Annotated in this window: 24 protein-coding genes and 1 tRNA gene; 15 read left to right on the forward strand and 10 right to left on the reverse strand. The window is 62.5% G+C overall.

What is annotated here, in order from left to right; translation table 11 throughout:
• Positions 1-8 precede the first annotated feature (8 nt).
• The gene (locus BMY35_RS29355) at positions 9-1091 is read left to right on the forward strand and encodes a nucleoside triphosphate pyrophosphohydrolase family protein (RefSeq protein WP_093206532.1); all 1083 of its coding nucleotides are present in this window, start codon (positions 9-11) and stop codon (positions 1089-1091) included.
• Here BMY35_RS29355 and BMY35_RS29360 read toward each other — a convergent pair.
• Positions 1067-2152 (reverse strand): nucleotide kinase domain-containing protein, encoded by a 1086-nt coding sequence (locus BMY35_RS29360; protein WP_093206533.1) that lies wholly within the window; start codon positions 2150-2152, stop codon positions 1067-1069. The genes BMY35_RS29355 and BMY35_RS29360 overlap by 25 nt on opposite strands.
• Positions 2153-2203: 51 nt before the next feature.
• Between BMY35_RS29360 and BMY35_RS29365 the strand changes: the two genes are divergently transcribed.
• Entirely contained in the window at positions 2204-2557 is a 354-nt protein-coding gene (locus tag BMY35_RS29365) for a helix-turn-helix domain-containing protein (protein ID WP_143080771.1), read from the forward strand.
• A gap of 133 nt (positions 2558-2690) precedes the next feature.
• On the opposite strand, the gene BMY35_RS29370 is transcribed toward BMY35_RS29365, so the two are convergent.
• Positions 2691-2963 carry a helix-turn-helix domain-containing protein gene (locus BMY35_RS29370; protein ID WP_093206534.1) on the reverse strand — a complete coding sequence of 91 codons (273 nt, stop codon included), beginning with the start codon at positions 2961-2963 and terminating at the stop codon, positions 2691-2693.
• 253 nt (positions 2964-3216) lie between these two features.
• On the opposite strand from BMY35_RS29370, the gene BMY35_RS29375 reads away from it, so the two are divergent.
• The 4 genes from BMY35_RS29375 to BMY35_RS29395 all read left to right on the forward strand — a co-directional run bounded on the left by BMY35_RS29375 (position 3217) and on the right by BMY35_RS29395 (position 6551).
• Positions 3217-3789, forward strand: coding sequence for a helix-turn-helix domain-containing protein (locus BMY35_RS29375; protein WP_093206535.1), 573 nt, complete (start codon positions 3217-3219; stop codon positions 3787-3789).
• A 513-nt stretch (positions 3790-4302) separates the two neighbouring features.
• Positions 4303-4854, forward strand: coding sequence for a hypothetical protein (locus tag BMY35_RS38915; RefSeq protein WP_256229972.1), 552 nt, complete (start codon positions 4303-4305; stop codon positions 4852-4854).
• 55 nt (positions 4855-4909) lie between these two features.
• Positions 4910-5953: a relaxase/mobilization nuclease domain-containing protein gene (locus BMY35_RS29390; protein ID WP_256229974.1), complete on the forward strand. Its 1044-nt coding sequence runs from the start codon at positions 4910-4912 to the stop codon at positions 5951-5953.
• Between the two features lie 346 nt (positions 5954-6299).
• Positions 6300-6551: a helix-turn-helix transcriptional regulator gene (locus BMY35_RS29395; RefSeq protein WP_093206537.1), complete on the forward strand. Its 252-nt coding sequence runs from the start codon at positions 6300-6302 to the stop codon at positions 6549-6551.
• Between the two features lie 96 nt (positions 6552-6647).
• Here the strand turns inward: BMY35_RS29395 and BMY35_RS29400 are convergent, their stop codons facing one another.
• The 5 genes from BMY35_RS29400 to BMY35_RS29415 are packed head-to-tail and all read right to left on the reverse strand — an operon-like array spanning position 6648 to position 10016.
• Positions 6648-7622: an SDH family Clp fold serine proteinase gene (locus BMY35_RS29400; protein ID WP_093206538.1), complete on the reverse strand. Its 975-nt coding sequence runs from the start codon at positions 7620-7622 to the stop codon at positions 6648-6650.
• A gap of 15 nt (positions 7623-7637) precedes the next feature.
• Complete coding sequence (locus BMY35_RS39140) at positions 7638-7952, reverse strand: ubiquitination-like system serine protease family protein (protein WP_371287206.1); 315 nt, start codon at positions 7950-7952, stop codon at positions 7638-7640.
• Positions 7949-9328, reverse strand: coding sequence for a HesA/MoeB/ThiF family protein (locus tag BMY35_RS29405; RefSeq protein ID WP_093206539.1), 1380 nt, complete (start codon positions 9326-9328; stop codon positions 7949-7951). Before BMY35_RS29405 ends, BMY35_RS39140 begins: the two co-directional genes overlap by 4 nt.
• Positions 9325-9717, reverse strand: coding sequence for an E2/UBC family protein (locus BMY35_RS29410; protein ID WP_093206540.1), 393 nt, complete (start codon positions 9715-9717; stop codon positions 9325-9327). Before BMY35_RS29410 ends, BMY35_RS29405 begins: the two co-directional genes overlap by 4 nt.
• Before the next feature lie 20 nt (positions 9718-9737).
• The gene (locus BMY35_RS29415; RefSeq protein WP_177213740.1) at positions 9738-10016 is read right to left on the reverse strand and encodes a multiubiquitin domain-containing protein; all 279 of its coding nucleotides are present in this window, start codon (positions 10014-10016) and stop codon (positions 9738-9740) included.
• A 107-nt stretch (positions 10017-10123) separates the two neighbouring features.
• Between BMY35_RS29415 and BMY35_RS37955 the strand changes: the two genes are divergently transcribed.
• The 4 genes from BMY35_RS37955 to BMY35_RS29425 all read left to right on the forward strand — a co-directional run bounded on the left by BMY35_RS37955 (position 10124) and on the right by BMY35_RS29425 (position 11936).
• Positions 10124-10321, forward strand: coding sequence for a ribbon-helix-helix protein, CopG family (locus BMY35_RS37955; RefSeq protein WP_218153028.1), 198 nt, complete (start codon positions 10124-10126; stop codon positions 10319-10321).
• Between the two features lie 80 nt (positions 10322-10401).
• The gene (locus BMY35_RS37960; protein WP_143080774.1) at positions 10402-10704 is read left to right on the forward strand and encodes a hypothetical protein; all 303 of its coding nucleotides are present in this window, start codon (positions 10402-10404) and stop codon (positions 10702-10704) included.
• Complete coding sequence (locus BMY35_RS29420; protein WP_093206542.1) at positions 10701-11510, forward strand: zeta toxin family protein; 810 nt, start codon at positions 10701-10703, stop codon at positions 11508-11510. Before BMY35_RS37960 ends, BMY35_RS29420 begins: the two co-directional genes overlap by 4 nt.
• 177 nt (positions 11511-11687) lie before the next feature.
• Positions 11688-11936, forward strand: a complete 249-nt coding sequence (locus BMY35_RS29425) for a VapC50 family PIN domain-containing toxin (RefSeq protein ID WP_177213741.1) — start codon at positions 11688-11690, stop codon at positions 11934-11936.
• A 30-nt stretch (positions 11937-11966) separates the two neighbouring features.
• Here the strand turns inward: BMY35_RS29425 and BMY35_RS29430 are convergent, their stop codons facing one another.
• Positions 11967-13196, reverse strand: coding sequence for a tyrosine-type recombinase/integrase (locus BMY35_RS29430; protein WP_093206543.1), 1230 nt, complete (start codon positions 13194-13196; stop codon positions 11967-11969).
• A gap of 174 nt (positions 13197-13370) precedes the next feature.
• Positions 13371-13445 (reverse strand) — tRNA-Arg (locus BMY35_RS29435).
• A gap of 252 nt (positions 13446-13697) precedes the next feature.
• Here BMY35_RS29435 and BMY35_RS29440 point away from each other — a divergent pair.
• From BMY35_RS29440 to BMY35_RS29455, 4 genes are all read left to right on the forward strand, one after another.
• Positions 13698-14729 (forward strand): Bug family tripartite tricarboxylate transporter substrate binding protein, encoded by a 1032-nt coding sequence (locus BMY35_RS29440; RefSeq protein ID WP_093206544.1) that lies wholly within the window; start codon positions 13698-13700, stop codon positions 14727-14729.
• Between the two features lie 105 nt (positions 14730-14834).
• Positions 14835-15356: a tripartite tricarboxylate transporter TctB family protein gene (locus tag BMY35_RS29445; protein ID WP_093206545.1), complete on the forward strand. Its 522-nt coding sequence runs from the start codon at positions 14835-14837 to the stop codon at positions 15354-15356.
• A 25-nt stretch (positions 15357-15381) separates the two neighbouring features.
• Positions 15382-16914 carry a tripartite tricarboxylate transporter permease gene (locus tag BMY35_RS29450; RefSeq protein WP_093206546.1) on the forward strand — a complete coding sequence of 511 codons (1533 nt, stop codon included), beginning with the start codon at positions 15382-15384 and terminating at the stop codon, positions 16912-16914.
• A gap of 17 nt (positions 16915-16931) precedes the next feature.
• Entirely contained in the window at positions 16932-17768 is an 837-nt protein-coding gene (locus BMY35_RS29455) for a cytidylate kinase family protein (protein ID WP_093206547.1), read from the forward strand.
• Positions 17769-17839: 71 nt separating this feature from the next.
• Here BMY35_RS29455 and BMY35_RS29460 read toward each other — a convergent pair whose 3' ends face one another.
• Positions 17840-18448: a Crp/Fnr family transcriptional regulator gene (locus BMY35_RS29460; RefSeq protein WP_056595369.1), complete on the reverse strand. Its 609-nt coding sequence runs from the start codon at positions 18446-18448 to the stop codon at positions 17840-17842.
• A gap of 150 nt (positions 18449-18598) precedes the next feature.
• Here BMY35_RS29460 and oxc point away from each other — a divergent pair, with 150 nt between their 5' ends.
• Positions 18599-20428: an oxalyl-CoA decarboxylase gene (gene oxc, locus BMY35_RS29465; protein ID WP_093206548.1), complete on the forward strand. Its 1830-nt coding sequence runs from the start codon at positions 18599-18601 to the stop codon at positions 20426-20428.
• Positions 20429-20456: the final 28 nt, after the last annotated feature.

Here is a 20456-nt window from a genome sequence, read left to right on the forward strand (position 1 = left end):
GGCTGAGCATGCATCTCGATGACTACCAGCGAGAAGCAGCAAAGAATTCGCGCGTCAATTGGGGCGACGCGCAATCTCGTCACATCCCTGCGTTGGGGCTGCTAAGTGAGGCGGGCTCGCTAGCGGGGGAGGTGAAAAAGCTCATCCGTGATGGCGCCGCCTACACCGACGGATACAAGAGCCTTCAGATCGAGTTTGGCGATGTGCTTTGGTACGTGGCGGAGATTGCCACGCACGCCGGTGTGACGCTCAGCGAGCTCAGGTCCCCGCCTGACTCGCCATCGCGTGATGGACTAAGGCACATCTATCGGCTGGCGCACGCTGTCAGCGCGCTGATGAGCACGTCGCTATCGTCGGCAGATAGCGAGTCGACGATTGGGCTTCGGGGTGCAATTGCCGAGGCGTTAAATGCCTTACTCGACGCGATCGGCGCGGAGCAGATGAACCTCGAGGAAATCTGCCGACTCAATCTCGTCAAGGGCTCCAGCTACTTCGGCGGCCTACCCATCGGGCCCGCACCATTGCTGGATGCAGACTACCCAATGCATGAACAGTTGCCAAGGCGTATTGACATCAACGTTCTGGAGCTGGAGCGCAGCTCCCGCAAGGTTGAAGTAATCCTGCGTGTGAACGGGCTAAACATCGGGGATCGCTTGACCGACAACTCGCACACCGACGACGGGTACCGCTTCCATGACGCTTTCCACCTTGCCTACGTCGCGGTGCTGGGTTGGTCGCCTGTGTCTCGGACTCTTTTTCGATGCAAGCGAAAGAGCGTTGGGGAGATCGACGAGGTGCAAGATGGGGCACGCGCAGCGATCGTCGAAGAGGCGATCACGCACACCATTTGGGACTACGCCCGGGGTATGTCAATGCTGCACAACGTGGACCGCATCGACCACAACATCCTCACGTTGGTTCAGCGAATGGTCAGAGGCCTGGAAGTGGAGTCGTGTGCGCTGTACGAGTGGCAGCGCGCGTTTATCGTCGGGTTTGAAGCGTTCCGTCGGCTTCGTGAAAACGGAGGCGGTTGGCTACGGCTGGATGCCGATAGACGCGCGCTCGATTACTTCCGCGAACGGCCAGTTTGAGCAACGCCCGGGATCGCACTGTTGATCTTCCATTTCGGTGGAAACCACGGGGACGGCACAGGCTGCATGTTGACGGCGAACTTCTGCTTGATGCGCGTTCGACCGGAGATTCCGCTAACCTCCGGGTGCGCCACGCGTGCGTACTTATCCACTTCGCAGAACAGATTCTGACAGTCGATAAGCTGTAGCGGCCTGCCCCACAGGTCCGAAAATTTGAGCCCCAGGCGTTCGAACTCTTGCGACTGCTTTTCAGTGACCCACCGGATGAGGTTGGTCTCGTCATAGTCGCCGAGGTCGACAAAGCACTTGCGAATGCCGTCGCGCGCACCGGGCCCAGGAACGACAAACTCCATCTCGGAAAAGCTGAGCTCGTTTGTGTAGTTCAAATCGATGATGAACTGATAAGCGAGGAAGCGCCCAAAGCTGGGAACCGAAAGCAGGCGCTGATACGCCGCCTCCATCGTCGGAGCCTCTAAAAGGTCAGCCGGCAACCCCTTGGCGATCTCAGATGCCAAGAGCTCCAGATGCATGACATGCTTGCGGCCCCGCGGGCCCGCCGAAACGCCGCTGGGCATGATGTACGCGGCGGAATAGATCGAGCCACCCGTGCTCCTAGCCTGCTCGAGCACATTCGCGAATGCTTCCACATTGAAGCTTTTTGCATCTATCGTGCCGAACACGTGCTCTAGTAGCTTCCACGTCTCGATCTTGTTGAAGATCTTGAAGAGAAGCACGCGCAGGACAGTTGACTTCCAATCGAAGCCACCCCCGTAGATGACCTCCCTAATGAGGTACTGGCTGACGCGATCGGATGCGCGGTACGCGTTGGTGAATTTGTGCTGCTGCAGGATCGAGTCGGTAGTCCAAGGGGACGAGGCTCCCCTGACACGCCGGTGATAAATCGCCTGCCGCTCGACGGCAAACCGCCAATAGGTATCGAAGACCGCTGAGGGGCGCGGCGCTGACTTTCGGACGAACACATATGGGCTTGCGCCTGGCGCCGCAGTAGCGCTGGCGGGCGCGCTTGAACGGCTTGATTGGGATCGGTAGGCGTGCAACATGAGAATTCCCGCTTAGAATACCACATTCCCAAAGGGAATACACGCTGAAAAATGCCTTCGTTTCATCCCGATCCATTGGACCCGAGAGCCTTCAAGGTGACCGGGCTTATTCGCGCCGCTCGAGGTCAGATGAAGCAGGCGGAGTTTGGCCGTGCACTGGGCAACTTCAGCCAATCTCAAATCTCGAAATATGAGAAAGGCGAAGTAGATCCGCCTGCAGCGGTCATCGAGCGATGCATGGCTATTGTCGCTGAGCGCTGGGCGGGGTCTGCACCAGAACTTGAAACGGATTTGCTCCGCCAGGTCGAGTGGATGGTGGCCACGCCTGAGCTGAATCAGATTGCGCTCGGGCTGTCGCTGATTCTGGCAAGCCTGCGGCAGCATTTGCGGACCACCGGACGGTGACTTTTGCGCTTTGCCTGCTGAGCAAGCCTTGGGGCTGATCGCCGATGCGCTCTGACTTCGGAGCCGGTCAGCGGCATCTACAGAGATGGCTTCAATCGGAGTAGCGATTGCCCTGGATGACCGGCGAGATCTCTCACTCAGCCGCCGACTTAGTCCGCAGCTCTTTCTTGTAGCGCTTCATCAAGGAACTAATGAGTTCCGAAGGCTCTACCTCGAGCCCATTGCACAAGAAGATGAGACTGGTCAATGAAGGGCTGGTAGTGGCCGTCTCCAATTTGGCAATGAATGTGCGATTGAGGCCCGACGCAAAACCGAGCTCTTCCTGATTGAACCCGCGCACTGCCCGCCGAGCCTTCAGCTCGGCCGCAAAGGCTTTCAGTAGTGCGGGATCCTGCGTCGATCGCATGCAACGAATCTCGCTGCATGGACTTCTTTATGCACCTGCTTGTATGGTACATAATGAGTTGCGCATCTGCGTTTCTAATTCGCAATGGATCGCTCCTCCTGCGGGTTGCCTCTGTTGCCGAGATGCAAAGCTCTTACCGCTGCCAACGAATCCAATGACGCGTCGACAGATCGCTTCGCCTCTACCAACGGCCCGTCCGCTGCGGCTGCCGATCTCGGTGACGCGTGTCCGCCCGAGGCAATCCGCACCTGTCGTGCGCAGTTTGTCCACGGCTCGCATCGGTGCGCAGGTCAGGGCGCTGCGCATGGCGGCCGAGGTGTCTGGCGGTGAACTGGCCAAGACCTCGGGGATTTCTGCTTCGATGCTTTCTCGCATCGAGCGCGGTCTTGTCTCGCCTTCGGTGGAGACGCTGGAGCGCCTCGCGCAGGGGCTGCATGTTCCGCTCTCGCGCTTCTTCGGGGATCAGGCGCGACGTACGGACTTTTGCCATGTGCGCGCAGGGCAGGGCGTTGTCGTGGATCGGGTCGGGGCCGTGGCGGACTACCGCTACGAGTTGCTGGGTCACCTCCTGTCGGGCAACCTGTTCGTCGAGCCCTACCTGGTCACGCTGCTGCCCGGCGCCGATCCCTACGTGACCTTCCAGCACCCGGGCCTCAAGTTCCTGTACTTCCTGTCCGGGGAGGTCAGCTACCGCTATGGCGGCAGGACGGCGGAGGTGAGGGCGGGGGACTCGCTGCTGTTCGATGCGAGTGCACTCCATGGGATCGAGGCCATTCGGACCCAGCCGGTCTCTTATCTGTCAGTGGTCTTCACGCTGCGGGAGTAGCCTGTTCCTGGCCGCACTGCGCGGGCGACGCGGATGCCCATTCGATGATTCCCCTGCGAGTTCGCTACGTGTCGAATTCACCTCTCTGTCCATAGTTTTTTTGCGGTGTTCGGCATGCCGAACACCGAGAATTTCTCGAACGGCAGCAACAGCGGAGGCCTTCTGCTTGATGAAGCCGTGAGGAAATTCATGCAGCGGCCTTGTGGGCGTGCTCCACGAGCGGATTGAATTTTCGGTCTCGGTAGCCTGGACGCGGCGGTTGCAGGACGACATCGAAACTTCGAAGGCAAAGTCTTTGTGGGGCCACGAGGGCGGGATCGTTCCGTCCACCTCCGCAATGTTCGGCATGCCGAACATCGATGGAGGGCTCCGAACTGCCGGTCGACCGCAACGCTCGGGGAACGGCGAAACGGCGAGGGAACTCGACGCTGGAATTCCGAGGGCAAAGTCCTTGTGCGGCCATGAGGGCAGGATAGACTGACGTCAGACATTGTTAACAACGGTGGCGTTGCGATGACTAAGACCTCTCTGTCCAGCGTGATTGGGACCCGGGTGCCGCCCGAGACGAAGGCGCACTTCGCCGCGCTGGCCGCGCGGCATCAGCTCAGCGAGTCGGGGCTGCTCGCCAAAATGGTCAACGAAGTGCTGAGGTCCAACAGCGCGGGGTCGTGTGATTCGAATGCCGACGGTGTTGCCGCGGACCGCATCACGCTGCGGCTTCGCAAAGGCGATCGCGCGCTGGCGGCACAGCGAGCCCATTCCCGTGGGATGAAGACAGCCAGCTACCTCGCCCTGCTGATTCACAACCATCTGCGTGACGCGGCCGTGCTGCCGCCGAACGAACTGGACCAGATCAAAGTGACCGGCGCCCGACTGGCCGCGTTGGCGCGGCAGCTTCGAATGTTCGGCATGCCGAACACGCTGCCCAAGCCGGTGGCACCGGACCTGGGCGAGGCGATCGCGTCGGTCCGGCGGGAAGTCGAGGTGGCACGCAAAGCCACGGCCGCCCTCGTGCACCGCAACCTGATCAGCTGGGAGACCGGCGGCGGGAGTGCCCATGCCTGAGCAGAGGGTGCGCGGGGGCCGAAGCGGCCGCGGCGCGGCCGATGCGCCGCGCGACATGACGCTGGACATCGTGAGCTACGGTCGGCGAGGACCGGGTGGCCAGCTCCGCTTCGGGGCCGACCAGATCGCGCAGATCCAGCGCACGGGGGGGCGCACGCCCGAGGTGATGGTGAAGGTCTCCGGCGGCGGACGGGACGTCGGCGGCGTCGAGGCCCATCTGCGCTACGTCGGCCGGCACGGCAAGCTGCAGCTGGAAACCGACGAGGGACTGGCGCCGCAGGGCCGGGGTGCAGCCAAGGAGATCACGGCCGACTGGCAGCTGGAGCTTTGCAGAAGCCAGTACAAGCCGAGGCCCGCGCTGGGGCAGAAAGACACGCGTGCGAAGTTGGTGCACAACATCGTCCTGTCCATGCCCGCCGGCACGCCACCGGAAAAGGTACTGGCTGCTGCCCGCGTCTTTGCGCGCGAGAACTTTGCGCTGCAATATCGCTACGCCATGGTGCTGCACACCGATCAGCCGCACCCGCATGTGCATCTGGTGGTCAAGTGTGAGCACGAGTTCGAGCCCGGCAAGCGCCTCTACATCCGCAAGGACACGCTGCGCCAGTGGCGCGAGCAGTTCGCCGCGCTGATGCGTGAGCAGGGCGTGGCGGCCAATGCCACACCGCGCCAAGTGCGAGGGCAGACGCGCAAGCCCTATAGGGATGCGATCCATCACAGGCTCCGCGCGCTTCGGGCATTCGGGCAACTGCCGCCCGACGACCGAGCCAGGCATCGACCGCCGAGGACCTCGACCTTCATGCGCGCCAAGCTGGAGAGCGTGCTCCAGGCCTTACAGACAAACCGAGGCACCCTGGATGCCGGCAAAGAGACCATGCAGCGCACGCAGCAGGAGGTGGTGGCGGACTGGCACGCAGTTGCGGATGCGCTTCGAAGTCAGGGCCAGGCCGAGTTGGCCGAGCGGGTGGAGCGCTTCGTCGCGCGCATGCCGGCTGTGCAGACCGATGCGCAGCGAATGGCGGATCGATGGAAGGAGGCAGAGAGAAGTCGAGCGCCGGAGCGCGCGGATGCCAACTCGTCCGGGCCACGTGTCCGATGATGGTGGAGTCGTCCTCGTTTCAGTGACCTTCTGCAGGGTTGCCCGCACTGATACTGTGACGGTGTGGTCGTCTGAGCGGGGTCGTGAATGTGCCTGAGCCGGGGCGTTGCCCCTGTCAAAAATGCCAGTTGTCAGAAGCTGTGAGTCGTCGCACGCTCGGCGCAATTCCATGCGGAAGACGAGTCTAGGGGCGCTGGGTTGGGCTGCAATTGCCGGGGCGAGTCCGGATGGCAGCGCTGCTTTGGTTCCGGTGCCGGTCTGCTTTTGTCCGGGTCTTCAAGTCAGAAATTCACCGTCGGTACGCAAGCCGCTACTTGAAGGCTCGACTCAACTTCAAGGAGTTGTCATGCAATTCGAACCCCATGTCGATCACCGCCATGTTGATCTGTCGGGCGCGACGGGCCCCGCGTTTTTTCGCATGGCCGACGTGATACGCATCACCGCACTGAGCCGCGCCACCTTGTATCGCAGGATTGCTGGAGGCAAGTTTCCTCCTCCTGTGCATTTGGGCGGACGCGCCTGTGGTTGGCCTCGTGCAGCGCTTCAGCGCTGGGTCGATGATCCGGAGGGATACTCGGACGCTTCCCGGACCAGCTGATCTCAATATTGAAACTGGCCACGTCTTGGCTAGTTGGCTTCTACCGGGCAGTCGGAGATCCTGCGGCTACTATCGTCTGGAGCCCCAACACAGCAGCTAGTCACCCCGCGAGCGACTAGAGGCTGCGCCACTTTCAAACTGAACGGAAACAACGTCGGATTCGAAAAGCTTGACATCATCACGGACTGCCATTCGTTGTAGGGCGTAAAGCTGCCAGACGGGGTGCCAATCCGGTGACTGGGGATCGTGGTACTCAACGTTCAAGCCGATCGAGGTCGCATCTTCATGGCCGATCATTTGGCCGTGTGACAGCCATTTGTGCGTGTCCAGCAACGCCGCGGCCACTTTGGTGTATGTCGGCGAGTGCCGTTTAAGTTGACTCTCGGCGAACGTGCGCGCTCGTTCACGAGCGGCTTCGAACAGCTTTATAGTGCCAGGATCCAGCTTCTCCAGCATGATGCGCGCAGCTTGATCAGTAGGGTCCTGCTTTAGTGCCTGGCTGTGCGCTGCATATGCGTCAAGATAGCTCTGGATCGAGTGCGGTATTGAATTGCTATGCGCGTCGTTAAGCGTGATCTGTGGATCAATCGGACCAAGTTCCGAGCAATCGCTCATTGCGATCACGTCTGCGCCGATCGCGATCAGCGTCCCCGCGCTCTTGGCGAAGTCAGGCACGATGACCCGCAACCGCCCATTTCCCACCCGGGTGCGGATCATCGTGATCAGCTTTTCAGCCGCGTCCATATCTCCGCCGGGGGTATGCAACAGGAAGTCCAGATCGCTGCCCTTGGGGATGTTGTGCAGAAGATCGACAAAACCGAGGGTATCGTCACGATTGATGAGCGCTGCGGTCCCGGCTACATAGCAGACCAGTTTTCTGTTCGTGATCCCCTGAATGTTCTTAATCAGGAACTGGCGCTGATACCGCTCAGCATGCATGGCTTGGAACAACGGCGTTCGCATCATCCCGTTTGCTGGCGCGTTCCCAGGCGAGGGCTGCGATGCTGGCGAGTTGCCGGCCAGCGCGCTCGTCGCGTTCTTCTTCGGGCCGCGTGATTTCTTTTCCGCCATTTCAATTCCCTTCCTCTATACCCATCGAACAGTTCCGTCGCGCAGGACGTAATGGCACCGACGGTGTCCTCGATAGTCAACACTCGGCGTAACGGTGAGTGGCCGTTGTCTTCCTACTTGCCAGCGCGGTGCCCCTTGCAAGGGCAGCATGATCCGGTGTCCCGTACGGCAAGCACAATCGAATACGAGCCACTTGGCAATCGTGCCCGAGGCAACCAGCACCGCGCCGTTGCGCGGAAGCTTGTCGGGTACTTCGTCGGCAGCGTCGCAAGTCATTACGACACGCCATCTGAATAAGGGCAGCCAATCCCACCACTTGATGTTCATCATCGCCAAGCTTGCTCCAAGAACGGTTCCAAGGTGCCTGTTCCCAACTTACCCGCAGCAGGGTCGCAGTAATGTCCATCACGAGGCGGGACGATGTTTGTCGAAGTCTCACGATCGTGGGCACGGAGCAGTACCTCACTCGGTCGAGGAGTCGGCCCGTATCCCACAAGGCGTTCAATCAACTCAGAAACCGCGGCGGCAGCAACCATAGTTGTGAATGTCACGACGGCAGGCTCAACGCGCCCGAGCGATGGCGCGTAACCTTCCGCTGCAAGGCGCCCGTGCTCCGCCGCGCTCATCTGTTCGGCCGCCGCGCGCCGAAGGTCGACCCGATCACGGCAAACTAGACAGGAGGTTCCGGGACACAACGTCGTGACACGACCGTCAATCCCTGTGAGTTGTCCGGAGGCATCACTCGAGAGAAGGACGCCGCAGTCGAAAACAGGAATGAGAAAGTAGCTTGCGAGGCGGGAGAGCACCAAGCGGCCTGCGTTGTCGTCCGTGCAGCCAAACACGACGTCGCAACTCGCTAGTTGACGGGCGACCGCCTCTTCAAGAATGCTCTGATTGTGCGTTTCGCAGGAAAGATCGGGGGCGATCGCCAGAAGGTGATCACGCAGGATTTCTGGCTTCGGGCGTCCCACGTCCGTTCGACGCGATCCGTACACCCGGGTGAGATTGCTTGTGGTGAGCGTGTCCGGATCGAACAAGGCTAGCTTTCGGGCCCCAAGTCGAACCAGTTGTTCCGTAACGGCCGACCCTGTGCCACCGTTGCCGACAATGCCAAAGCGAAGCTCGCCCAACGACGCCTGTACAGCGCCGCCAAAGGCTCTAACGCTCCTGTCGAACTCCGGAGAAACCTCATCGCACCCGGCGCGGAAGGTCTTGGCGAAGCGGAGTCTGTCGCCGACCACGATTAGGCGGTCAATTTCTGCCCGCCACCGATCACCCTCAATAAAACCGGAGAACGTGAAGCCTCCCCTTCCTGGAGAGACGATCAGTGATCCGTATACCTCCGCGCCGGTGCGAAGCCGAAAGAGGTCTGACAGTTGCTCGTCTACGCGGTCGTCATGTGAACTTGGAAGCGGGATGCCGATGTGGGACGGATGGGTGTGAAACCAAATGGCGCAAGCCCCTATCGTCTCTGCTTCCTGTAGCGCAGGCACATAGCCGTCCGAACCGATCAGCAGCGCGTTTCCGCTTCGATGTCGATACGCCTCGGGAGGCACCCAGTGGATGCGGCGGGCCAACAGCTTTCGAGTCCCGTCAGCGAGATTGCACATGGATGCGAGCAAGACGCCGGCGGTCTCGAGGGGGTCTTGAGCGGCCTTCTCTATGTCTTCGGCGAGCCAGTGCGGCAGGACCAGTGTGCATGTCATACGGTCGCACTCCCGCAGCCACGCATCAACTCGGCGCGGATTAGGCCGATGAAATTTTCCAGGCGGTCGACGCCAGATCGCCACTGCCCGGGCTGCAAGTGTCTCGACCAACGTTGCCACGTCCGGCCGAGATGCTGTTCTCTTGCTTCGGTCGCCTGAATAGTCGCGCCATTGTTGCGTGTTACAGGGGGATCGAACCACCACATGTCGGGAGGGACATCGGGAAAGCCGGGATTGAGACGCAGCAGCAAGTCGGAGGCCGTCACGTTACTGCCGGCTGGCAATGGAAATTGCGGCAACAACACACAGATCATCCCCCCTTCGGTCGTGACCGAATAAGGCAATCCCCGCTCGTCGAGATACGAGATGTCGGAGGCTGGCAGGCTCATATGTACTCCTCAGTGACGCATCAGCCCGGGTTGATTTGGCCCGGTGCGGTAAAGAAGCGTTGGCCGTTATGAATCTCTACCACGTCGGTGTTTGCAATTTTGCGATCCGCAGTGCCGGGTACGACCTCAAAGAGGTCACGATCCGCGCCGATCGGCGGCGTCGTAAGTTGTCTGATTTCCGTGCCGCTCATTGTGAGTTGAAGCACCTGATAAGGACTGCGATCGATCTGGATGTGCAGTTCTTTTTCGGGTTTCGCGCCTGGCTTGGAGGGGTCAGGCGTTTGAGTCGAAGTGGGCATGATTGATTGGCTCCGTGCTACTGTGGTTGCATGATACCACGGCATCAATGAGCCTTGCAATCTCGGTTGTTTGGCCCATAATTCCAGGCATGAAGCCAGTAAAGTCCATGACCATTCGACTAACTGCAGAGCAGGCCGAAGCTCTGGAGACCGTGGCCAATGTCGAAGAGACGCCCATTTCAGAGGTAATCCGAGTGGCAATCGCGCACCATATTGATAGCCGTCGCAAAGATCCGCATTTCCAGGACAGCCTGCGCGGGCGTATTGAGCGCGCGCAACGGCTAATCGCGCCGGGGAAGCGCTGAGGTTCGCTATGGCTCAAATGAAAACATTGGCGGCCAAGTCAACGCGGCGAGGCAAGTCGACTCGCCCTGCAGTGGGGGGCATGGTGGTCAACGCTGTTAACACCAAGGGATCGTCTTCCACAGTCCGATTCGGGTCGGTGGTAGTGAACTCCATTGGGCCAAAGGGCCCCGAACTGCGACGCAACGTATCCAGTGGTCAAACGGCGCTCGCACGTGCGGCGACGAAGATCATTAAGGCGGGCGTGTCCTTGCCGAACGAGTCGACCGTGCCGCTGTACCACGCCGACCCCAAAGAGCCGGGGCGGCTCATCCGTGAACTCAACGGGAAGATGTCGGTCGGAGTGTTCGTTGAGGGCAAATTCAAGGTGCTATCCAGAGCATGACGACCATCGCGGAAGCGGTGGAAGAAGTCAGACGGGAACAGCGCCGCTCTCGAAAGCCACTCGCAGTCATCCTGGCCGGCCACAACGGATCAGGAAAGTCCACGATGTGGACGAAGCATCTATCGTCCGACTTCCGAATTCCCCTAGTCAACGCCGACCGCATGATGCTCTCGGTGCTGCCGGAGCCAGACCGCACCAAACTCCTGCCCGATTGGGCGCAGGAGTTGAGGGACCATGACGAGAGCTGGATGGCTGTCGCTCAAAAAGGCGTTGAAGCGTTCGTCGCACAAGCGATGGCGCGTGGAGTCCCGTTCGCCATGGAAACTGTGTTCTCGCATTGGCGGGAATTGAAGGGCGGCATAGTTGAGTCCAAGATTGATCTCATTCGTCAGATGCAGGATGCCGGTTACTTCGTGCTCCTCTTCTTTGTCGGACTGTCGAATGCCCAGTTGTCTATCGCACGGGTTTCGACACGAGTGGCGCAGGGTGGCCATTCCGTCGACATCCCACGTCTCATGTCAAGGTTCCCTCGGACGCAAAAGGCTATTCGCCTAGCGTGCTCAGTCGCTGACGCGACAATTTTTACCGACAACAGCAGGCGGAAGCGCTCCGCATTTACGGTTTGTCGAGTCCAGTTGCGAGATCGAGAGCTTTTCGATCTCCGCGCAGCATCGCGCCGCCCGCCCCGAGAAATTGTGGAGTGGCTGGATATCGTGAGTCCCGCCGTGCCGTTGCGAACACCATTGACGAACTACCGCTCCGGCCGCGCCAAGAAGGGCGACGGGGTCAAAAAACCAAGCCGGTAAAGCCGTACTTTCACCGCCCTGGATGAGTGCCCGCGCGTACAGCGGCGAATCAACTTGGCCGCTGCGAGCCACGTTTTGTGACTTGGGCTAGGAGCACCTGATCGAGGGCCTGAAGCTGCCGGACCCTGATGACCGCCACGTGCTGGCGGCTGCGATCCTGGGCACGCGGATGCGATCTTGACGTGGAACGAAAAGGACTTTCCCAGGGAAGTGCTGGAACCGTTCGGCATCGAGGTACAGACTCCCGACGAATTCGTCCTCAACCAGTTGATGCTGGAGAAGCTCACCGCCCTCGCGGCTTTGAAGCGAACGCGCGAGCGCTGGGCCCGGCCGCAGTACGACGCGATCGCGTTGGTCGAACTGCTCGAAAAGCGCGGGTTGCCCCAGACTGCGGCGCACCTGCGCGATGTCGTGGCACTCATCTAGCTGGCTTGGCAGGAGCGGGCGGACGTGGCGCTATGTCATCTGGCGCGGCTTCAAGGGAATCACGTCGGCACCGATGCGCAGCTTGTCCAGGTAGTCCGCCCAGCGCTGCATCATTTTCCGGCGCGCGGGGAGATGTGCGGTGCGGTTGTACGCACGACCGTTGGCATCCTTGACCGTGTGGGAGAGCTGGTGCTCGATGAAGTCCACGCGCTCGCCGAGCACCTCGTCCATGATGGTCCGCGCGGTTGCCCTGAAGCCGTGGGCCGTGTGGACTTCAGCGCTGTAGCCCATCCCACGTAGGGCGGCATTGATCGTGTTCTCGCTCATGGGGCGTTCACCCGTCCGTATGCTGGGAAACACAAACCGTCCATGCCCTGTGATCGGTTGGAGGTTCCGCAGGATCCGAACCGCTTGGGTTGCTAGCGGCACGACGTGATCGACCTTCATTTTCATCTTCGGGCCGGCGATGCGCCACTCGGCCGCGTCCAGGTCGATCTCAGCCCATTCCGCGGTGCGCAACTCGCCAGGCCGGACAAACAGCAGAGGGGAAAGCTTCAGCGCGGCAACGGTAGTGGGGTGGCCGCTATAGGCATGGATCGAGCGCATCAGATCTCCGACTCGCTTGGGCTCGGTAATGGCGGCGAAGTGCTTGGTCGCTTTCGAGGCCAGAGCTTCGCTCAGATCGGCAGTTACGTCCCTCTCTGCCAGTCCTGACACCACTGCGAAGCGAAACACCTGCCCGCAAAGCTGCTTGACGCGATGGGCGGTATCGACAGCGCCGCGTGCTTCCAGCTTGCGGACAACTCGCTCCAGAATGTCGCGCGGACCGATGGTGGACATGGGCATCTTGCCGATGAAGGGGAACACGTCCTTCTCGAGCCATGTCTTGACCTTGAGCTGCGTTCCGCTCGCTCGTTTGGCCGCAGTCTTTCCCAGCCATTCGCGCCCAACCGCCTCGAACGTATTCGCCGCTGCGTCGGCGCGGGCTCTCTTTTCTTCGCGCTTGGCCGCGCTCGGGTCAGTCCCGTCTGCCAGCAGCTCGCGGGCGGCGGCGCGGCGATCCCGGGCTTTGGCCAGCGAGACTTCTGGGTAGGTGCCCAGCGCTAGCGTTTTCCGCTTGCCGGCGAAGGTGTAATCCATTCGCCAGTATTTCCCGGCAGTCTTCACCAACAGGTACATGCCGGCGCCGTCGGCATACTTGTCGCCGATGGCCTTCCCGGTGGGCTTCACCTGCCGAACAAACGTGTCTGTCAGTGCCATCTCCACTCCTCAACGGTATCTCGTCACGGGGATTTCCGGGATACCGGAAAAAGTAACGGTATTTCCGTGCGATGGGATGCTACGCCGCGCGTTGTTGCGAGGCAAAGAAAAACCCGCTACGCCTTGGAGCGTGCGGGGTTTTGATGTGGGGTGAGACGCCGTGATTCGGGTCCTTGGTGCCTTCGACAGGAATCGAACCTGTATCTGAGTCTTAGGAGGACCCCGTTCTATCCATTGAACTACGAAGACCGGATGGATACGCGAGGCGGTGAGTCCGCAGCGCGCCCGCGATTTTATAGGGTTTGCGATGACAGTCCGGTCCGGGGTCGCGAGCAGCCCCGCGCGCATCGCCAGCGCGGGCTAACCCGAATACGAAATCTGCGAAAAGTTGACCGCGATCAAGCCGCCTCGAATCGTCGGCGCGCACCATCGTGCCCGTTCGCATCTCTGCTCAGATTCAAGAACAAAAAAGAGCGAAATCACTACACAGGAGACACCCTGATGAAGAAGATCGCCTCGAATGTTCTGAGCCGCGCGACTGCCGTACTTGCCACCACTGCCGCCGCGGTGGCGCTGGTGACCGGTGCCGCGCCCGCCTTCGCATGGGAACCCACCAAGCCGGTGGAGTTCGTGATTCCCGCCGGCACCGGCGGTGGCGCCGACCAGATGGGGCGCCTGTTGCAGGGCATCGTCATCAAGTACAAGCTGATGAAGGAGCCGCTGATCGTCGTCAACAAGTCCGGCGGCGCCGGCGCCGAGGGCTTCCTGGCGGTGAAGGAGGCGAAGGGCGATCCGCACAAGATCGTCATCTCGCTGTCGAACCTCTTCACCACGCCAATGGCCACGGGCGTGCCCTTCAACTGGAAGGACATGACGCCGGTCGCGATGCTGGCGCTCGACCAGTTCGTGCTGTGGACCAATGCCTCCGAGCCCTACAAGAGCGCCGGCGAATACGTCGCCGCGGTGAAGGCCGCGGGGCCGAACAAGTTCAAGATGGCCGGCACCGGCTCGAAGCAGGAAGACCAGATCATCACGGTCGCGCTCGAGAAAGCCACCGGCACCAAGTTCATCTACGTGCCCTTCAAGGGCGGCGGCGAGGTGGCGGTGCAGCTGGTGGGCGGGCACGTGCAGTCGACGGTCAACAACCCGATCGAGGCCGTGGCGCAGTGGCGCGCGGGCAAGCTGCGCGCGCTGTGCGTGTTCGACGACGAGCGCATGCCGTTCAAGGCCAAGGTCACCGACACCCAGTCCTGGAACGACATCCCCACCTGCAAGGAAGCGGGCGTGCCCACCAGGTACACGATGCTGCGCGGCATCTTCATGCCGCCCGGCGTCACGCCCGACCAGCTCGCCTTCTACAAGGACCTGCTGACCAAGGTGGCCGCGACGCCGGAGTGGAAGGAGTACATGGAGAAGGGTGCCTTCAACCCGACCTTCATGACCGGCGATGCCTTCGCCAAATGGCTCACCGAAGCCGAGGCCACGCACCGCACGCTGATGTCCGACGCGGGCTTCCTCGCGAGCAACAAGTAGGCGGGCAGACCGCCGACGACCGCCTGCCGCGCCCTGCGGCAGCGGGCGCGTGCGCCAGGAGTGCACGCCGATTTCCTTCTTCCACACAACCACGATGGGGGCTCCATGGAGCACGACGAAACATCCGAGGGCCCGGCGCGCACGGGCATCTCCACTCACCTCGTAGAGGCGGCGGTCGCAGTGGCGCTGCTGGTCATCGGCCTGGTGGTCGTCTTCGAGGCGCGCAAGCTCGGCGCCGGCTGGACCACCGACGGCCCCGGCGCCGGCTACTTCCCGTTCTTCATCGGCGTGATCATCACGATCTCGGGCGCCGGCATCCTCTACCAGTCGCTGCTCGGCAAGAACCGCAACACCGCGGTCTTCGTCGACTCGGTGCAGCTCAAGCGCGTGCTGTCGGTGCTGGTGCCGGCCACTGTCTACGTGCTGGCGATCTCCATTCTCGGCATCTACGTGGCGTCGGCGATCTACATCGCGCTCTTCATGGTGGTGCTGGGCAAGTACGCGTGGTTCAAGAGCGTGTTCGCCGCGCTGGCGGTGAACACGCTCTTCTTCTGCATGTTCGAGGTCTGGTTCAAGGTGCCGCTCTTCAAGGGCGCGCTCGATCCGCTTCGATTCCTCGGCTACTGAACCCGACCCAAGGAGCACAAGCGAAATGGAAGAAATCAGTGCCCTGATGCAGGGCTTCTCGGTGATCCTCTCGCCGATGAACATCGGCCTGATGTTCGTCGGCATCATCCTCGGCGTGCTGATCGGCGTGCTGCCGGGGCTCGGCGGCGCCAACGGCGTCGCGATCCTGCTGCCGCTCACGTTCACGATGTCGCCTACCTCGGCCATCATCATGCTGTCGTGCATCTACTGGGGTGCGCTCTTCGGCGGGGCCATCACCTCGATCCTGTTCAACATCCCGGGCGAGCCGTGGTCGGTGGCCACCACCTTCGACGGCTACCCGATGGCGCAGAACGGACAGGCCGGCGCGGCGCTCACCACCGCCTTCACCTCATCGTTCGTGGGCGCCTTCCTCGCGGTGGTGATGATCACCTTCCTCGCCCCGCTGGTCGCCAAGTTCGCGCTCAAGTTCGGCTCGCCCGAGTTCTTCGCGGTGTACCTGCTGACCTTCTGCAGCTTCGTCGGCATGGGCAAGGGTTCGCCCTTCAAGATCCTCGCGTCGATGGCGCTGGGCTTCGCGCTCGCGAGCGTGGGCATGGACACCGTCACCGGCCAGCTGCGCCTGACCTTCGGCCAGCCCGAGCTGATGCGCGGCTTCGACTTCCTGATCGCGGTGATCGGCCTGTTCGGCATCGGCGAGATCCTGCTGTCGATGGAAGAGGGCCTGAAGTTCTCGGGCAAGAGCGCGAAGATCGACCCGAAGGTGGTGTGGCAGACCTGGAAGCAGCTGCCCAGGTACTGGCTGACCTCGATCCGCAGCTCGCTCATCGGCATCTGGATGGGCATCACGCCGGGCGGCGCCACGCCGGCCTCGTTCATGGCCTACGGCCTCGCCAAGAAGATGTCGAAGAAGGGCGCCAAGTTCGGAACCGGCGAAGCCGAAGGCGTGGTCGCGCCCGAGACCGCCGCGCACGCGGCCGGCACCAGCGCGCTGCTGCCGATGCTCGCGCTGGGCATTCCCGGCTCGCCCACCGCCGCGGTGCTGCTGGGCGGTCTGCTGATCTGGGGCCTGCAGCCCGGGCCGCTGCTCTTCGTCGAGCAGAAGGACTTCGTCTGGGGCCTCATCGCAAGCATGTACCTCGGCAACATCGTCGGGCTGATCGTGGTGCTGAGCACCGTGCCGCTGTTCGCGTCGATCCTGCGCATTCCGTTCTCGATCATCGCGCCGGTGATCATCGTGATCTGCGCGATCGGCGCCTACACCGTGCACAACGCGATGCTCGACATCTGGTTCATGCTCGGTTTCGGCGTGCTGGGCTACCTCTTCAAGAAGCTCGACTTCCCGCTCGCGCCGCTGGTGCTGGCGCTGGTGCTCGGCGACAAGGCGGAAGACTCGTTCCGCCAGGCCATGCTGGTGTCGCAGGGCGACGTGATGGTGATGTTCTCGAATCCGCTGGTCGGCGGCATCACCACGCTGGCGCTGGTGCTGCTGTTCTGGCCGCTGATCTCCAAGGCGCTGGCCTTCGTGAAAAAGCCGAAGAAGCCCGACGAGTTCGCGGTCGAGCGGCCGGTGGATTGAAGCAAGGAGGAGAGCACATGCCAGTGATCGCACTGACCCAGGAGATGGGTTCCCTCGCGAAGGATGTTTCGCTGAAGCTCGCCGAGACGCTCGGCCTCGCCGTGATGCGCCACGAGGTCATCGAGCACGTGGCCGACCGGATGCAGGTCTCCACGAGCCTGATCGGCCGGCTGCGCAGCGGCAAGGCGGGGCTGGTGGAGCGCCTCACCACCGACAGGCGCAGCGTGGCGCTCTACACCGCCGAAGAGCTCTTCGCGCTGGCCGACCGCGGCAACGTGGTGCTGCGCGGCTGGGGCGCCACCTGCCTGCTGCGGGCGGTGCCGCACGTGGTGTGCGTGCGCATCACGCGCTCCATGAAGAAGCGGGTCGAATGGCTGATGGCCGACCTCGAGACCGACGATGCCGAGTTCGCCGAAGCCGAAATCCGCCGCAGCGACCAGGCGCACGCCGCGCGCATGCACTCGCAGTTCGGCGTGACCTGGGGCGACCCGGTGCTCTACGACCTGGTGCTCAACACGGACCGCCTGTCGGTCGAGAGCTGCGTCGAGCAGATCAGGCTGATGGTGAATCGCCCCGAGTTCGCCGAAACGCCGGCCTCGCGCGCGCTGCTCGCCAACATGGCGCTGGAGGCGCGTGTGCGCGCGGCGCTGAAGGAGCACGATGCGACGCGCGACATCAACGTGACGATCGCCGCGAACCAGGGCGAACTGCTGCTGCGCGGCATCGTGCTCGACAGCGAGGAGAGAGCACAGACCGAGAACATCGCGGCTTCCGTGGTGGGCGTGACGGGGGTGCACAACCAGCTGAGGCTGATGGCCAGCACGCGGCGCTTTGCTTCGGCGAAGCAGACCTGAGCGCGGAGCCTGGAATTCGCTTCTTGCTCCCTCTCCCGCAAGCGGGAGAGGGAGCAATCCCTGAGCCGCGCTCAGATCTTCCCGCGCTTGCGAAGCCGGCTAAGGGTTTCCGCTGAGAGATTCAGATACGAAGCCAGCTCCTTGCTCGGAATCCGGTCTTCCAGCTCCGGATGCTTGCGCATGAACCGGTGCACGCGCCCCGCGGCGTCGAGCAGGTGCAGCGTGATGGTGTGCGCCATGATCTCGCTCATTCCGCGCATCACCAGGAACTCGAACAGTTCCTTGGTTTCGGGATGCTTGTTCAGGAAGGCGATCCACTCCTTCAGCGGCAGGCTCGCCACCCGCGCCTTGGTCACGCAGACGATGCCGTAGGGTGTGGGCGTTCCCAGCCGCAGCGCGGCGTAGCTCGTCTCCATGTCGTTCTCGTCGGCGAAGCGAAGGATCATCTCCTTGCCCTCCGGGTTGCTCACCACCCGCTTGAGGATGCCGTCGAGGATGAAGTACTGCTCCATCTCCCGCACGCCCTGGTGCAGCAGGAACTCGCCCTTGTTGCCGTCCACGATGACCAGGTGGGCTTCCAGTTCGGCGCGATCCGCCTCGCTCAGGTCCTTGAGAAGCACGTTCTGCCGGAGCTGGGCACGAATGATGTTCTTCTCCGGATGGTTTTCCAACAACGTCATGGTCACCGTCTTCTCGAGTTCGCCGCCGGCGCTGCTCATCGGGGGCTGCGCCGTTTTCGGGAAAGTTGACCGAGGTCAACGGCCGAAAGTTTGGCCCGAATCATAGTCGCGGCTCGGGCCTAGGCCATTCACCCATGCAGAAGGAGAGACATGTCTTCAGTCAGAACAGAGAAAGAGGCAGCCACCACGCTGGACGAAGCCCTCAAGCCTGCGAAAAACCGTGATGCCGAAGGCGACGCGGTGGTCCGCGTCCTCAAGAGCGTGACGGAAGACAGCACGCCGGTGGGCGAGACCACCGACGGCTTCCATCTCGTCATCGATGCCCTCAAGCTCAACGGCATCGACACCATCTTCGGCCTGCCCGGCATCCCGATCACCGACCTCACGCGCATGGCCCAGGCCGAAGGCCTGCGCGTCATTTCCTTCCGCCACGAGCAGCACGCCGGCAATGCCGCCGCCGCCGCCGGCTTCCTCACGCAGAAGCCAGGCATCTGCCTGACCGTGTCGGCCCCCGGCTTCCTCAACGGCCTCACCGCGCTGGCCAACGCCACCACCAACTGCTTCCCGATGATCCTCATCAGCGGCTCCAGCGAGCGCGAGATCGTCGACCTGCAGCAGGGCGACTACGAGGAAATGGACCAGCTCGCCATCGCCAAGCCCCTGTGCAAGGCGGCCTTCCGCGTGCTGCATGCCCAGGACATCGGCGTGGGCATCGCGCGCGCCATCCGCGCCGCGCTGTCGGGCCGCCCGGGCGGCGTGTACCTCGACCTGCCGGCCAAGCTGTTCGCGCAGACCATGGACGCGGCGGCCGGCAAGGCCTCGCTCATCAAGGTGGTCGATGCCGCGCCGCGCCAGATCCCGGCGGCCGACGCCGTCCAGCGCGCGCTCGACATCCTCAAGGGCGCCAAGCGCCCGCTGATCCTGCTCGGCAAGGGTGCCGCCTACGCGCAGGCCGACGCGGACATCCGCGCGCTGGTCGAGAAGACGGGTATTCCCTACCTGCCGATGTCCATGGCCAAGGGCCTGCTGCCCGACACGCATGCGCAGTCGGCAGCCGCCGCTCGCTCCTACGTGCTGCAGGAAGCCGACGTGGTGGTGCTCGTCGGCGCGCGCCTCAACTGGCTGCTCTCGCACGGCAAGGGCAAGACCTGGGCGCAGGAGAAGGGCGCCAAGCGCTTCATCCAGATCGACATCGCGCCGACCGAGATCGACAGCAACGTCGCCATCGAGGCGCCCGTGATCGGCGACATCGGCTCCTGCGTGGCCGCGCTGCTGGCCGGCATCGACGCCAAGTGGGCCAAGCCGCCGGCCGAGTGGACCGGCGCCATCGCCGAGCGCAAGGACAAGAACCTGTCGAAGATGGCCGCCACGCTGGCCGCGCGGCCCTCGCCGATGAACTTCCACAGCGCGCTCAGCGTGATCCGCGACCAGGTGAAGGCACGGCCCGACGCCATCGTCGTCAACGAGGGCGCCAACACACTGGACTTCGCGCGCAGCATCGTCGACATGTACGAGCCGCGCAAGCGCCTCGACGTGGGCACCTGGGGGATCATGGGCATCGGCATGGGCTTCTCCGTGGCCGCCGCCGTGGTCACGGGCAAGCCGGTGATCGCCATCGAGGGCGACAGCGCCTTCGGCTTCAGCGGCATGGAGGTCGAGACCATCTGCCGCTACAACCTGCCGGTCTGCGTCGTCGTCTTCAACAACAACGGCGTCTACCGCGGCACCGACGTGAACTCCAGCGGCACGCCCGACGTGGCGCCCACGGTGTTCGTCAAGAACGCGCGCTACGACAAGCTGATGGAAGCCTTCGGCGGCGTCGGCGTCAACGCCACCACCGCCGACGAGCTGCAGAAGGCCCTGGCCGAGGCCGTCGCCTCGGGCCGCCCGACGCTGATCAATGCCGTCATCGACGAGACCGCCGGCACCGAGAGCGGCCGCATCACGAGCCTGAACCCCGCCACGGCGAAGAAGAAGTAACCCGCGTTTCGTTTCATTCAAGGAGATA

The organism is Variovorax sp. YR750, from assembly GCF_900109805.1.
Classification (GTDB): domain Bacteria; phylum Pseudomonadota; class Gammaproteobacteria; order Burkholderiales; family Burkholderiaceae_C; genus Variovorax; species Variovorax gossypii.